The sequence below is a fragment of the Pelagibacterium sp. H642 genome, assembly GCF_031202855.1.
Classification (GTDB): Bacteria; Pseudomonadota; Alphaproteobacteria; order Rhizobiales; family Devosiaceae; genus Pelagibacterium.
This window is the reverse complement of record NZ_CP101829.1, coordinates 1261997-1275501: the sequence shown is the minus strand read 5'-3', so window position 1 is coordinate 1275501 and position 13505 is coordinate 1261997. Positions and strand designations below refer to the sequence as shown.

Genomic DNA, 13505 nt, shown 5'->3' with positions numbered 1-13505 from the left:
TTTTCTGGAGCCGTCAGGCGCTGGGCTGTTTAACGATGCGCAAATAGGGGCGCACCTCGTCCCACCCTTCGGGGAATTTCTCCTTGGCCTGCTCGTTGGAAACGGCCGGTACGATGATGACGTCCTCGCCATTCTTCCAGTTGACCGGCGTTGCCACCTGGTGCTTGGCGGTCAGTTGCAGGCTATCGATCACGCGCAGGATCTCGTCGAAATTCCGGCCGGTGGAGGCAGGATATTCGAGCTTGAGCTTGACCTTCTTGTCCGGCCCGATGACGAACACCGAGCGTACGGTCAGTGTGTCGTTGGCGTTGGGGTGAATCATGTCATACTGGCGGGCGATGGTGCCATCGTCGGCGATCAGCGGGAAATTGAGGGCCGCGCCCTGGGTTTCCTCGATGTCCTTTGCCCAGCCGTCGTGGTCTTCGATCTTGTCGACCGAAAGGCCCAGCACCTTGACGCCGCGCTTTTCAAATTCGGGCTTGAGCTTGGCAGTGTAGCCGAGTTCGGTCGTGCAGACCGGGGTGAAATTCTTGGGGTGTGAAAAAAGCACGGCCCAATGGCCGTCGATATAGTCGTGGAAGCGGATTTCGCCTTCAGTGGTCTGGGCGGTAAAATCCGGGGCGGTGTCTCCGATGAGGATGGCCATCGCTACGCTTCTCCTTGTTGTCGCGCCGCATCGGGCACGCGCTGCATTGCGGCTATAATATCGGGTAGGACAGACCTTGGGTAAAGCGCTGAACAGAGAAACGTTTTGGGGAAATCGGTTCTCCCGTGGCATGGGGTTTCCGCTGCCGGCCACATGGCGCAATAGTGGGGTTTTATCTGTCGATATGCCCCAGATTCCGCTCGGGATCGATAATATCGCGTACCGCCTGTTTGAGCGTTTTGACATCGGGAAACCCGCCGTCGCGCTTGCGCTCCCAGATCAGGGTTTCTCCGGCGCGGATTTCGAAAATGCCCCCAGTGCCCGGCACCAGTATGACGGCATCGAGTTCGGTTCCAAAAGTCGAGAGTAGTTCCTGGGCCATCCAGGCCGAACGCAGCAGCCAGTTGCACTGGGTGCAGTAGGTGATCGTTATCGTGGGTCGTTCCTGTGTCATCGTCGTTATCCAAGAGCCAATCTGGGCGCGTTTCGTCGTCGGTGCGGCAGTTCTGTGGACAATTACACGAACAAAGCGTTAGCGGATTTCAAATTTGCGGAGCATTTTCAATGGGTTGTGGCGTTACGAGTGGCAAAGCCGTTCCTGTTGAAAACGGTATAACTGTTTATGCACTTGTCAGGACAAGTACGTATAAATTATTGATATTTTTAACTAAAATTTTAACTGCCGATTTCGGGTTCATCAGAGGGCACGCGTCGAAACTGTTTCACTGCGCATCGGGTTAGCCAAGTCCACCACTTGTGCCATATTTGCTCCAGCAGAGGATCTCGCCAAGGGGGCGGAGCGGGGACGATGTTTGAGGACATATTGCGGTTTAAGCCGCGTGCGCGGCAAAGACCGCTTGGCGAAATCCTGGCGGTTGGTGGCGAAGGCAATGGCGCGGCGGCGCACGATCCTTGGCTGCGATTGGCGATTAAACGCGGCATCGATATCGGCTTTGCTCTGCTGGCGCTGCTTGCCCTGTGGCTGCCGATCCTGGCGCTGTGCCTCATCTTTCGGCGAGCCTTGGTACAAATCCCGACGCGGGGACGTCATGGCAAGGTGTTCACCCGCATCAATTTCAGCTTTCCATCGGGCGATTTCGCCCGCTTCATGCGTGACAGCGGACTTTCGCGATTGCCCGAGCTCATCAACCTTCTCAAGGGCGACATGTCGCTTGTCGGACCATTCCCCAATGGCGGGGTCCGGGCCATGATGCGGCCGGGGCTCATCGGCTGTGACGATGCCGATTACGCCAGAAAATTCTCGCTTCGAGGCGACCTTGCAATTGCCTTTTCCGCAGTGCTGGGTCGGCGGCACTAGGGTCGCCATTCTTTTCATCACGCCCGATTGGAGTATATCTCTAGGCTCCAACAGGGGGATAAGATTTGCCGCCGCGCTCCGAAACAACGCGTAACAAGCTCGACGATGCCGCACGGGCCGGTTGGCTCTATTACGTTGCCGGCAACACCCAGGACGAGATCGCGACCAAGCTCGGGGTCTCGCGCCAGAGCGCGCAACGCCTTGTTTCCCTTGCTATTTCCGAGAAGCTCATCAAAGTGCGGCTCGACCATCCGATCGCCAATTGCCTCGAACTGGGCGCCCGGCTCACGGGGCGGTTCGGCTTGCGATTTGTCGAAATCGTTCCCTCCGATCCCGGCCATCCGGACGCTACCCTCGGCGTAGCGGACGCTACGGCGTTGGAGATAGAAAAGATTCTGGCCTCTCCCACCCCTGTGGTCATGGGGATCGGAACCGGGCGAACGCTCAAGGCGGCGGTCGAGATGCTGCCGGCCATGGATTGCCCGCAGCACAAGATCGTTTCGCTCACTGGCAACATCGCGCCGGACGGGTCGGCGGCCTATTACAACGTCATCTTTTCGATTGCCGACAAGGTAAAAGCGCCAAGTTTTCCAATGCCTTTGCCGGTGATCGCGGTCTCGGAACGCGACAAAGACCTGCTGCACAGCCAGGTGGGAATCGAAAAGAACCTGGCGCTCGCGGCCCAGGCCAGCGTGTGGTTCGTCGGCGTCGGCGATCTTGGTCCAAACGCTCCGCTCTATGAGGATGGATTCGTGACCAAGGCCGAGCTCAAGGCGCTGCAAAAGGCTGGAGCGGTGGGCGAGATGATCGGCTGGGTCTTTGATTCCAAAGGGGAATTTATCGCCGGAATGACCAATGACCGCGTCGCCTCGGCGCCACTTCCGTCGCGCGAAACCACCCTCGTGATCGCCGCGGCGCGGGGTGAAAACAAGGTCGAGGCGATGCGGGCGGCCTTGGGACGGGGGCTGGTCAACGGGTTGATCACCGACGAGGATACCGCCGCAAGGCTGTTGGCATAAACCCAATATACGGGTTGAGATCGGCGAATTTGCCGATGATCCGCGGGTCTATACGGCGTCCGCCGCAATGGTCGTGCCAGATCGCATTATTTGCTGAGCAATTTCCCAGGCGGCGAGCAAAAGGGCTTGACTTTTTGTCGCAGGAAGTGAGTTATTGCCCATGCGTATAGCAAATGCTCAAACGAGCATATGGGAGGATTACCATATGAGATTGCGCTCGATCATCATCGGGTCGTGCTCGCTGCTAGCCCTTGCGGCCGGCGCGCAGGCCCGGTCCCTGACCATCGCCACCGTCAACAATGGCGACATGATCCGCATGCAGGGTTTGTCGGACCGGTTTACCGAACAAACCGGCATCGCGCTCGAATGGGTGACGCTCGAGGAGAACGTCCTGCGCCAGCGCGTCACCACCGACATCGCCACCGGCGGCGGGCAATATGACGTCATGACCATCGGCGCCTATGAAACCCCGATCTGGGCGGCGCAGGGCTGGCTGGCCCCGCTCGACGATCTGGGTGCGGACTACAATGCCGACGATCTGATTCCGGCCGTGCGCGAGGCGCTTTCGGTGGATGGGGTGCAGTATGCGTCCCCGTTCTATGCGGAAAGCGCCATGATCATGTACCGCACCGATCTCTTTGAAGAGGCGGGGCTGGAAATGCCGCAGGAGCCTACCTGGGAATTCATCGGCGAAGCGGCGCGGGCCATCCACGACCCGGAAAACGAAGTCTATGGCATTTGCCTGCGCGGCAAGGCCGGCTGGGGCGAGAACATGGCGTTCATCACCGCCCTTGCCAATTCCATGGGCGCGCGCTGGTTCGACGAGAACTGGGAGCCCCAGTTTGACAGCCCCGAATGGGGTGAGGCGCTCAACTATTATGTGAGCCTGATGACCGAGGCTGGCCCTCCGGGCGCGTCCTCGAACGGGTTCAATGAAAACCTCGCGCTGTTCCAGCAGGGCCGGTGCGGCATGTGGATGGACGCGACGGTCGCGGCCTCATTCGTCTCCAATCCAGAGGAAAGCCAGGTGGCCGACAGCGTCGGTTATGCGCTGTTCCCCACTAATGGCGAGTTCGACAATCACGGCAATTGGCTGTGGGTCTGGTCGCTGGCGGTGCCGTCCTCGAGCCAGAATGTCGAGGCAGCCAAAGAGTTTATCGCCTGGGCGACCTCGGAGAGCTATCTCGAGATGGTGGCCGAGGAAGAAGGCTGGGCCAACGTGCCGCCGGGAACCCGCACCTCGCTCTACGAAAACCCGCAATACACCGAAGCGGCTCCCTTCGCCGAAATGACGCTGGGCGCCATCGAAGCAGCCAACACCACCAACTCCTCGGTGCAGGAAGTGCCCTATGCCGGCGGCCAGTTCGTGGCTATCCCCGAATTCCAGGGCATCGGCACGGCTGTGGGCCAGCTCTTTTCGGCGGCTCTTGCCGGGCAGACGCCGGTGGACCAGGCTCTGCAGCAGGCCCAGCAGGTGACCCGCATGGAGATGGAACGCTCGGGGTATTACAACCAGTAAGGCTCCTCCCGGGCCGGCGCGGGCGGGGGCCCTCGCGCCGGCTTGAGGTGCTTCCTCTCTGTCTCCGCGTTCCTGGCATGGATCCTCGGGTCAAGCCCGAGGATGACGAGGGGTGGTGGGGAGCGTGTGTGCTCTCCATCCGGCGCTGCAGGTTACTGGGTCCCGGATCAAGTCCGGGACGACGAGGTGGAGAAGTTGAAGCGCCCTCACGGGTGTGAGTGGCGGCGGATGCGAAAGGTCGCTGAAACGATCCTGAGGGGAGATGCAATGGCAACGCTACAGACCCAGACCGCGGCGCGGTTCATGATGGCGCCGGCTGTGCTGCTGCTATTGGCCTGGATGATCGTGCCCCTGGCCATGACGCTGTGGTTCTCGTTCCAGCGCTATAATCTTCTGATGCCGGGGATGGAGTATTTCACCGGCTTCGACAATTACCGCTATTTCTTCTCTAACCCCAATTTCCTGGCCGCGCTGACCAACACGCTGATCCTGGTGGGCGGGGTGCTGGCCATCACGCTTGTCGGCGGCACATTGCTGGCGCTGCTGCTCGATCAGCCGATCTTCGGGCATGGAATCGTGCGGCTCCTGGTGATCGCGCCGTTTTTCGTGATGCCCACGGTTTCGGCCCTGGTCTGGAAAAACATGCTCATGCACCCGGTCAACGGGTTCTTCGCCTTTCTGGCGCGGGCCTCCGGATTGCAGCCGGTGGATTGGTTCGCGCAGGTGCCGCTCCTGAGCGTCATCATCATCGTCGCCTGGCAATGGCTGCCCTTTGCCACGCTGATCATTCTGACCGCGCTGCAATCGCTCGACGAGGAACAGCGCGAGGCCGCCGAAATGGATGGGGCCAAGCCGCTTGCGATGTTCTTTTACATCATCCTGCCGCACCTGGCGCGCGCCATCACCGTGGTGATGCTGATCGAGACCATCTTCCTATTATCGATCTTCGCGGAAATCCTGGTGACCACCAATGGCGGACCGGGGACGGCCACCACCAACCTCACCTTCCTCATCTACATGCAATCGCTGTTGCAATTCGATGTGGGACTGGCCTCGGCCGGCGGCATCGTGGCGGTGATCCTTGCCAATATCGTCGCGATCTTCCTTCTGCGGATCGTCGGCCGGAACTTGGAGGCTTAGATGGCGCGTGCTGTTTCCACCCGCCGCAAGATCGTCGTCTCGATAATCGCCTGGGCGATCGGGCTGGTGATCTTCTTTCCCATCCTCTGGACGATCTTGACCAGCTTCAAGACCGAGGGCGAGGCGATCTCCATTCCGCCCAGCTTCGTGTTCTTCGACTGGACGCTGGAAAATTACGAGACCGTGCAATCGCGCTCGAACTATTTCCGTCATTTCACCAATTCGGTGATCTCGGCGGTGGGTTCGACCCTGTTGGGGTTGTTGATTGCCATTCCGGCGGCCTGGGCGATGGCGTTTTCGCCCACCAGGCGCACCAAGGATGTGCTGATGTGGATGCTCTCCACCAAGATGCTGCCGGCGGTGGGCGTTCTGGTGCCGATCTACCTGATCTTCCGCGATCTGCGGCTGCTCGACAGCCATATCGGGCTGATCGTGGTTCTGACCATGATCAACCTGCCCATCATCGTGTGGATGCTGTTCACCTATTTCAAGGAAATCCCGGTCGATATCCTGGAGGCGGCGCGCATGGACGGGGCCAATCTGCGCCAGGAGGTGATCCACGTGCTCACCCCCATGGCGGTGCCGGGCATCGCCTCGACGCTCCTGTTGAACATCATCCTCGCCTGGAACGAGGCGTTCTGGACGCTGAATCTGACGACCACCAACGCGGCTCCGCTGACCACGTTCATCGCGTCCTATTCCTCGCCCGAGGGGCTGTTTTGGGCCAAGCTTTCCGCCGCCTCGACGCTGGCGATCGCCCCGATCCTCATCATGGGCTGGTTCAGCCAGAAACAATTGGTCCGCGGCCTGACGTTCGGCGCGGTGAAATAGAAAAAGGGGAGAAACATCATGGGTTCGATCAGGCTCGAACATGTGAAAAAGAGCTTTGGCGGAGTGACCGTCATCCCCGACATTTCTCTCGATATCGAGGACGGGCAGTTCGTCGTCTTCGTGGGGCCTTCGGGTTGCGGAAAGTCGACGCTGCTGCGGCTGATCGCAGGGCTCGAGGATGTGAGCGAGGGCACAATCGAGATCGATGGGAGCGACGTCACCCGCGCCGCGCCGGCCCAGCGCAAGCTGTCCATGGTGTTCCAGTCCTATGCGCTCTACCCGCATATGAGCGTGCGCGGCAACATCGCTTTCCCCTTGAAGATGGAGGGAGCGAGCAAGGAAGCGATCGACAGGGCCGTGGGCAATGCGGCCTCGATCCTGAACCTCACCGATTATCTCGACCGCAAGCCTCGCCAGCTATCGGGCGGGCAGCGCCAGCGCGTGGCGATCGGGCGGGCCATCGTGCGCCAGCCCAAGGCGTTCCTGTTCGACGAGCCGCTTTCCAACCTCGATGCGGCGTTGCGGGTGGCCATGCGGCTCGAGATTTCCGAGCTGCACAATAAACTCAAGACCACGATGATCTATGTGACCCACGATCAGGTCGAGGCCATGACCATGGCCGACAAGATCGTGGTGCTCAATGCCGGGCGCATCGAGCAATACGGCTCGCCCCTGGAGCTTTACGCCAAGCCCGCCAATAAATTCGTCGCCGGGTTCATCGGGAGCCCGAAGATGAATTTCATCGACGGGGCGGAAGCGGAAAAACATGGCGCGGCGACGATCGGGGTGCGGCCCGAGCATTTGAATGTTTCGGCCGAGGGCGGGACATGGCGCGGGGTGGTTGGCGTTTCCGAGCATCTGGGGTCGGACACGTTTTTGCATGTCAATGTCGAGGGTGTGGGGACGCTCACGGCGCGCGCTTCGGGCGATGTGCCGTTCCGGCATGGGGAGACCGTGGGGCTGAGTCCGGCCGAGGGGCGGATTTATCGGTTCGATGCCGAGGGGCGGGCGGTGTGATGGCGGTGTTGGGGATCGGTACGGGCACTGGCGGCTGTGGAAACGCTGCGCCCCCCTCATCCGCCCCTTCGGGGCACCTTCTCCCACCAAGGGAGAAGGGCAGACCGCGGCAGATGCTGCTGCCAGATACAGCGACCCAGTTTCCGGGATATCCTAGATGAGTATCAAGCTTTCGGCTTCCGCTCTGCATGCCCTATCCGCGCAGGTTGCGGTGCCGGGCTATCGCCATGAGGACCTTGGCCCCGGGATCGTCCATTTCGGGGTGGGCAATTTTCATCGGGCGCATCAGGCGATCTATCTCGACGATCTGTTCAATCTCGGGCGCGACCAGGATTGGGCCATCGTGGGGGCGGGGGTGCGCGAGAGCGATGGGCAGATGCGGCAGATTCTGGCGGGGCAGGATTATCTCTCAACCGTGGTCGAGCAGGAGGCGGGGGGAACGAGCGCCAGGATCACGGCGCCGATGATCGATTTCCTCGATCCCGGCGAGGGCGCGGCGATCATTGCCAAACTTGCCGATCCGGCGATCAGGATCGTGTCGCTCACCATCACCGAGGGCGGGTATTATCTCGATGCCAAGGGGCATTTTAATCCCACCCATCCCGAGATCGTCGCCGATGCCGCCAATTTCGAGACGCCCAGGACCGTGTTCGGGCTGATCCTGGCCGGGCTCAAGGCGCGGCGGGAAAAGGGCGTGGTGCCCTTTACAGTGATGAGCTGCGACAACATTCCCCACAACGGGGTGGTGACCATGAACGCGGTGGCGGGGTTGGCCGATCTGATCGATCCCGCACTGGCCGGCTGGGTGCGGCAAGAGGTGGCGTTCCCCAATGGCATGGTGGACCGCATCACCCCGGCTACGTCCGACCGCGAGCGGGAGTTCGTGGCTTCCCAATATGGCATCGCCGATGGCTGGCCGGTGTTTTGCGAGACGTTCAAGCAATGGGTGCTCGAGGACAATTTCCCCGCCGGGCGGCCGGCGCTGGAAAAGGTCGGGGTGACGTTCGTGGACGACGTTTCACCCTGGGAGCTGATGAAGATCAGGATCCTCAATGGCGGGCACGCGGCGATCGCCTATCCTTCGGCGCTGATGGATATCCATTTCGTCCATGAGGCGATGGAGCATCGGCTGGTCGCCGCCTATCTGGAAAAACTGACGGTCGAGGAGATCATCCCCGTGGTGCCGCCGGTGCCCGATACCGACCTTGACCAATATCGCCGGTTGATCGCCGAGCGCTTCGCCAACCCCAAGATCGGCGACACCATTCAGCGGCTCTGTCTCGACGGTTCGAACCGGCAGCCCAAGTTCATATTGCCCTCGGTGGAGGACCGGCTGGCGGCGGGGGCGTCGGTCACCGGGCTGGCGCTGGTTTCGGCCTTCTGGTGCCGCTACTGCTATGGAGTGAGCGATTCCGGGGCGCCGATTGCGCCCAACGATCCGAGCTGGGATAGGCTGCAGACCGCGGCGATTGCCGCCAAGGACGATCCGAGGGCGTTTCTGGCCATGAAGGACATCTTCGGCAGCGTGGCCGACAATGCCGATTATGTGGCGGCGTTCTCCCATGCGCTCGGGACGATCTGGGAGGTCGGCGCGCGCGAGACGCTGACCCGCTATATCGAGAACCGGTTGTGATCACGGCGGCGCGCAAGGGAGAGGCGGCGGGGACGGGGCTCGTGATCTTCGATTGCGACGGGGTGCTTGTGGATTCCGAGCCCATCGCCATCGACGTTCTGATCGAAACCGTGGCGGCGCGGGGCGTGCGGATCGGGCGCGACGCGGCCTATCGCGATTTTCTCGGGCGGACGCTCAAGACCGTTTCGGCGGCGCTTTGGGCCGACTATGGCGTTGAAATGGACGAAACCGCGCTCGAGGTGATGCGGCACAGGCTCTATGCGCGCTACCGGGACGCGCTGAAACCGATGGCGGGCGTTTTCGATATGCTCGACCGGCTCGATGCGGCGTCCTGCGTGGCGTCGTCGAGCGTTTATGAGCGGATCGAAGTGAGTCTGAAGCTCACCGGGCTGCACGATCGCTTCGCGCCCCACATCTATTCGGCGACCGCCGTGCCGCGCGGCAAGCCGGCGCCCGATCTCTTTCTCCATGTTGCCGAGCGTATGGGCGTTTCGCCGCGCGATTGCGTGGTGATCGAGGACAGCCCGGCCGGGGTGATGGCCGCCAAGGCGGCGGGGATGGCGGTGATCGCCTTTACCGGGGGCGGGCATGTGGGACCGGCCCGGCTGGAGGCGCAATTGGCGGCGCTTAAGCCCGATGCGATTTTGGGCGATATGCAGACGCTGCCCGATCTTTTAAGCTCTCTCCGGGAATGCCAACAGCGCGCCTGAGCGCGCTGCAGAAATCTCGGGGGAATTCATGTCAGCCCTTCTGGTTGCCGTCGATGTCGGCACGACCAGCGCCCGTGCCGGCGTGGTGACGGCGGCCGGCGCGCTGCTGGCTCGCGCCCAGGCACCGATCGCCATGCGCAGAGAGGGGGCGGAGCGGGGCGAGCACGATTCCGAGGATATCTGGCGCTCCGTGTGCGCGGCGGTGCGAGAGGCAGTGGCTCAAGCAGGGTGCGACCCGGCAGAAATCGCGGCGATCGGCTTTGCCGCCACCTGCTCGCTGGTGGTGCGCGACGGCGAGGGACGGCCCCTGCCGCTGGGAGGCGAGGGGTGGGACACCATCGCCTGGTTCGACCATCGGGCGCTTGGCGAAGCCGAGGAGATCAACGCCACCGGCCATTCCGTGCTCGGCTATTCGGGCGGGGCGCTGTCGCCGGAGATGGAAATTCCCAAGCTTCTCTGGCTCAAGCGCAACCGGCCCGAGATATGGGCGCGGGCCGGGATGATGTTCGATCTCGCCGATTTTCTGACCTGGAAAGCATGCGGGTCGGGCGCGCGCAGCCAATCGACGCTGACGGGGAAATGGTGCTTTCTCGCCCATGAGGAGCAGGGCTGGCGGAGCGACTTTCTCCGTGCGGTGGGGCTCGATGACCTGCTCGAGCGCGCGGGATTGCCGCAAGGGGCGGCGCCGGTGGGCGCGCGGCTGGGCACGCTCACCCCTCACGCGGCCCAAACGCTGGGGCTTGCGGCCGGTACGGTCGTGGCAACCGGCATGGTGGATGCGCATGCCGGTGCGCTGGGACTGCTGGGCGGGGAGGCTGAGACCGACAGGCATCTGGGGCTGATCGCGGGGACCTCGAGCGCCGTGGTGGCGCTTGCCAGCCAACCGCGCCCGATGCGGGGCATCTGGGGGCCCTATTACGGGGCGGTGTTGCCCGGCTTGTGGTTTTCCGAGGGCGGGCAATCGGCGTCGGGGGCGGCGCTCGACTATGTGCTGGGGCTTTATGGGCTCAGGGGGGCAGAGGCGCATGAGGAGATGATCGCGCGCATCGAGCGGCTGCGGCAGGACGAGCCCGAGCTTGCGCCCCGGCTGCATGTGCTGCCCGATTTCCACGGCAACCGCTCGCCTCTCGCCGATCCCCACGCGCTGGGGGTGATTTCGGGGCTCACGCTGGATGGCTCGCTGGACGGGCTGGCGCGGCTTTATTGGCGCACAATGGTGGGGCTGGCGCTGGGCGTGCGGCAGATTCTGCAAACCCTCAACGCCAAGGGCTATGCCATCGATACGCTGCATGTGGCGGGCGGGCATACGCGCAATCGACTGCTGATCGGGCTTTACGCCGATGCGACCGGTTGCGCGGTGCGCCGGCTTTCGGGGGGCGACGCCATGCTGCTGGGCGCGGCCATGGCGGCGGCGAGCGCGGCCGGGATTTATCCCGGCCCCGCGCAAGCGGCGCGGGCAATGCGGAACGGGACGGATGCGCGCGCGCCCGGCCCCTCGGTCAAGGCGCTCTATGACCGCGATTATGCGGTGTTCCTGCGCATGCAGGAGCATCGGGCCGAGCTCGAGGCGATCACCAAAGGCGGCTGATCCTTGGAACGCGATGGGCGTCCCATGCCTTGAGAGGGAGACCTGAGAAAAGGGAGCGTTTCGGCAATGGTCCATATCGTCCTGTTTCATTCGGTGCTCGGCCTGCGGCCGATCGAGGGAGAAATCGCCGCCGTGTTCGAGGCGGATGGGCACAGTGTGACGCTGCCCGACCTCTATGGCGGGCAGGCTTCGGACGATTACGATGCGGGGTTTGCGCTGCACCGCGAAATCGGGGAGGAGGCAATTGCTGCGCGTGCCGAGGCGGCGATGAAGGACGTGCCCGAGGACGCGGTGCTGGCCGGCGTCTCGTTCGGCACGATGCTCGCGAGCCGCTATTGCGCGCGGCGGTCCCGGACCAAGGGGGTGTTGTTTTTTGCCGGGGTCGCGCCCTGGGAGGCGGCGCCGCGCCCCGGATTGCCGGTTTCGGCGCATGTGGCCGAACCCGATCCGTTCGACGATGAGGACTATTTCGCCGATTGGGAGGAAAAGGCCGGGGAGGCGGAGCTGGAACTCTACCGCTACCCGGAGGTGGGGCACTATTTTCTCGATCCTGCGCTGGAGGATTACGACGAGGCGGCGGCGCGGCTGTGCCTCGATCGGTCGCGGGCGTTTTTGAAGGCGGTGTAGGGGGCGCTGCGACACACAAATCTTCCGAACTGCGCGGATGTCTTGCGGGTCTCCGGGTCAAGCCCGAAGACGACGAAGGGGAGGTGCTGGGGAAGGGGCCGATAGCGGCGCGCATACCTGCCCCCGGGGGGTGACACGGTGGACGAGGAGGCGAGGTGGGGCGAAACTGCAGCCAGAGGAGCTGGTTTCGTCGCCGTTACCGTATCAACTCGTCATTGTCGGGCGTGATCGACAATCCGCAGGGCTGCCGCGGAGGGTAGTAGCTGCGGGCCTCCGCTTACGCTTCGGACGTGGGCTCGCTGCCTCTACCGGATGGCCCTCCCGTCGGCGTCGAAGAGGTGCTGTTTGGCTTTGTCGAAGGTGACGAAGACGTTCGAGCCGGGGGCGAAATGGTGTTCGCCGAAAAGGCGGGCGGTGAGGAGGCCGACCTTTTCGTTGGAAAGGTAGAGATTGGTGTCGGCGCCGAGCTGTTCGATGTGGACGACTTCGCAGGAAAGATCGCCAGAGGTTTCCGAGACACCGATGTGCTCGGGGCGGATGCCGAGGGTTTTGGCGGATTTTTCGCCCAGGGCGGCGGCGTCGATAAAGTTCATCTGCGGCGAGCCGATGAAACCGGCGACGAAGGTGTTGGCGGGGCTGTTGTAGAGCTCCATGGGGGTGCCGACCTGCTCGATGCGGCCCGCGTTCATCACGACGATCTTGTCGGCGAGCGTCATGGCCTCGACCTGGTCGTGGGTGACATAGACCATGGTGGCGGCAAGTTCGCGATGCAGGCGGGCGATTTCGAGCCGCGTGTTGACGCGCAGCGCCGCGTCGAGATTGGAGAGGGGCTCGTCGAACAGGAAGAGCTTGGGCTTGCGCACCACGGCACGGCCGATGGCGACGCGCTGGCGCTGGCCGCCCGAAAGCTCGGCGGGGCGGCGCTCAAGGAGCGGATCGAGGCCGAGCATTTTGCTCGCTACATCCACCCGATCATCGATTTCGGACTTGGCGGCGCCTTCCTGCTTCATGGCCAGGGACATGTTGCCCTTGACGGTCAGGTGCGGATAGAGCGCGTAGCTCTGGAACACCATGGCGATGCCGCGCTTGGCGGGCGGGGTGCCGTTGACGACGGCGCCGGCGATTTCGACGGTGCCTGAGGTCGCGTCCTCAAGCCCGGCGATGATGCGCAAGAGAGTCGATTTTCCGCAGCCCGAAGGACCGACGAAGATCACGAATTCGCCGTCCTCGACGGACAGATCGATGCCGTGGAGGACGTCGGTGGAGCCAAAGGTTTTCTTGATCGATTTGAGTTCGAGGGCGGTCATTTAGTGTGTCCTCTTATAAAAGCTGTCGCCCTTGGCGCCCCCTTCATCCGCCCCTTCGGGGCACTTTCTCCCACCAGGGGGGGAAGGGGATATGGGGGTGGGGCAGCCTCGATAGCGCCCCTTATCGCGCGTGGATATCGGATGGGTGCG

13 protein-coding genes are annotated in these 13505 nt (G+C 62.8%); 10 read left to right on the top strand and 3 right to left on the bottom strand.

Features of this window, described 5'->3' with window-relative positions; translation table 11 throughout:
- Positions 1 to 13 precede the first annotated feature (13 nt).
- Positions 14 to 646: a peroxiredoxin gene (locus NO934_RS06285; RefSeq protein ID WP_309162981.1), complete on the bottom strand. Its 633-nt coding sequence runs from the start codon at positions 644 to 646 to the stop codon at positions 14 to 16.
- 172 nt (positions 647 to 818) lie between these two features.
- Entirely contained in the window at positions 819 to 1100 is a 282-nt protein-coding gene (locus tag NO934_RS06280; RefSeq protein ID WP_309162980.1) for a SelT/SelW/SelH family protein, read from the bottom strand.
- 354 nt (positions 1101 to 1454) lie between these two features.
- Between NO934_RS06280 and NO934_RS06275 the strand changes: the two genes are divergently transcribed.
- The 10 genes from NO934_RS06275 to NO934_RS06230 all read left to right on the top strand — a co-directional run bounded on the left by NO934_RS06275 (position 1455) and on the right by NO934_RS06230 (position 12048).
- Positions 1455 to 1964, top strand: coding sequence for a sugar transferase (locus NO934_RS06275; RefSeq protein WP_309162979.1), 510 nt, complete (start codon positions 1455 to 1457; stop codon positions 1962 to 1964).
- Positions 1965 to 2029: 65 nt separating this feature from the next.
- Positions 2030 to 2983, top strand: a complete 954-nt coding sequence (locus tag NO934_RS06270) for a sugar-binding transcriptional regulator (protein WP_309162977.1) — start codon at positions 2030 to 2032, stop codon at positions 2981 to 2983.
- Between the two features lie 205 nt (positions 2984 to 3188).
- Positions 3189 to 4502 carry a sugar ABC transporter substrate-binding protein gene (locus NO934_RS06265; RefSeq protein ID WP_309162976.1) on the top strand — a complete coding sequence of 438 codons (1314 nt, stop codon included), beginning with the start codon at positions 3189 to 3191 and terminating at the stop codon, positions 4500 to 4502.
- 267 nt (positions 4503 to 4769) lie between these two features.
- Complete coding sequence (locus NO934_RS06260; protein WP_309162975.1) at positions 4770 to 5642, top strand: sugar ABC transporter permease; 873 nt, start codon at positions 4770 to 4772, stop codon at positions 5640 to 5642.
- Positions 5643 to 6473 carry a carbohydrate ABC transporter permease gene (locus NO934_RS06255; RefSeq protein WP_309162974.1) on the top strand — a complete coding sequence of 277 codons (831 nt, stop codon included), beginning with the start codon at positions 5643 to 5645 and terminating at the stop codon, positions 6471 to 6473.
- 18 nt (positions 6474 to 6491) lie between these two features.
- Entirely contained in the window at positions 6492 to 7490 is a 999-nt protein-coding gene (locus NO934_RS06250) for an ABC transporter ATP-binding protein (protein WP_309162973.1), read from the top strand.
- A 157-nt stretch (positions 7491 to 7647) separates the two neighbouring features.
- The gene (locus tag NO934_RS06245; RefSeq protein ID WP_309162972.1) at positions 7648 to 9123 is read left to right on the top strand and encodes a mannitol dehydrogenase family protein; all 1476 of its coding nucleotides are present in this window, start codon (positions 7648 to 7650) and stop codon (positions 9121 to 9123) included.
- A complete protein-coding gene (locus NO934_RS06240) occupies positions 9120 to 9833 on the top strand; it encodes an HAD family phosphatase (protein ID WP_309162971.1) in 714 nt (237 codons plus the stop codon). Before NO934_RS06245 ends, NO934_RS06240 begins: the two co-directional genes overlap by 4 nt.
- 28 nt (positions 9834 to 9861) lie before the next feature.
- Positions 9862 to 11421 carry an FGGY-family carbohydrate kinase gene (locus NO934_RS06235; RefSeq protein ID WP_309162970.1) on the top strand — a complete coding sequence of 520 codons (1560 nt, stop codon included), beginning with the start codon at positions 9862 to 9864 and terminating at the stop codon, positions 11419 to 11421.
- A 66-nt stretch (positions 11422 to 11487) separates the two neighbouring features.
- A complete protein-coding gene (locus NO934_RS06230; RefSeq protein ID WP_309162968.1) occupies positions 11488 to 12048 on the top strand; it encodes a dienelactone hydrolase family protein in 561 nt (186 codons plus the stop codon).
- A gap of 305 nt (positions 12049 to 12353) precedes the next feature.
- On the opposite strand, the gene NO934_RS06225 is transcribed toward NO934_RS06230, so the two are convergent.
- Positions 12354 to 13355 (bottom strand): ABC transporter ATP-binding protein, encoded by a 1002-nt coding sequence (locus NO934_RS06225; RefSeq protein WP_309162967.1) that lies wholly within the window; start codon positions 13353 to 13355, stop codon positions 12354 to 12356.
- Positions 13356 to 13505 lie beyond the last annotated feature (150 nt).

What these genes read in the sequence shown, in the direction of transcription:
- NO934_RS06285 (WP_309162981.1), bottom strand. Translation starts at nt 646, where the DNA reads ATGGCCATCCTCATCGGAGACACCGCCCCGGATTTTACCGCCCAGACC.
- NO934_RS06280 (WP_309162980.1), bottom strand. Translation starts at nt 1,100, where the DNA reads ATGACACAGGAACGACCCACGATAACGATCACCTACTGCACCCAGTGC.
- NO934_RS06275 (WP_309162979.1), top strand. Translation starts at nt 1,455, where the DNA reads ATGTTTGAGGACATATTGCGGTTTAAGCCGCGTGCGCGGCAAAGACCG.
- NO934_RS06265 (WP_309162976.1), top strand. Translation starts at nt 3,189, where the DNA reads ATGAGATTGCGCTCGATCATCATCGGGTCGTGCTCGCTGCTAGCCCTT.
- NO934_RS06260 (WP_309162975.1), top strand. Translation starts at nt 4,770, where the DNA reads ATGGCAACGCTACAGACCCAGACCGCGGCGCGGTTCATGATGGCGCCG.
- NO934_RS06255 (WP_309162974.1), top strand. Translation starts at nt 5,643, where the DNA reads ATGGCGCGTGCTGTTTCCACCCGCCGCAAGATCGTCGTCTCGATAATC.
- NO934_RS06250 (WP_309162973.1), top strand. Translation starts at nt 6,492, where the DNA reads ATGGGTTCGATCAGGCTCGAACATGTGAAAAAGAGCTTTGGCGGAGTG.
- NO934_RS06245 (WP_309162972.1), top strand. Translation starts at nt 7,648, where the DNA reads ATGAGTATCAAGCTTTCGGCTTCCGCTCTGCATGCCCTATCCGCGCAG.
- NO934_RS06235 (WP_309162970.1), top strand. Translation starts at nt 9,862, where the DNA reads ATGTCAGCCCTTCTGGTTGCCGTCGATGTCGGCACGACCAGCGCCCGT.
- NO934_RS06230 (WP_309162968.1), top strand. Translation starts at nt 11,488, where the DNA reads ATGGTCCATATCGTCCTGTTTCATTCGGTGCTCGGCCTGCGGCCGATC.
- NO934_RS06225 (WP_309162967.1), bottom strand. Translation starts at nt 13,355, where the DNA reads ATGACCGCCCTCGAACTCAAATCGATCAAGAAAACCTTTGGCTCCACC.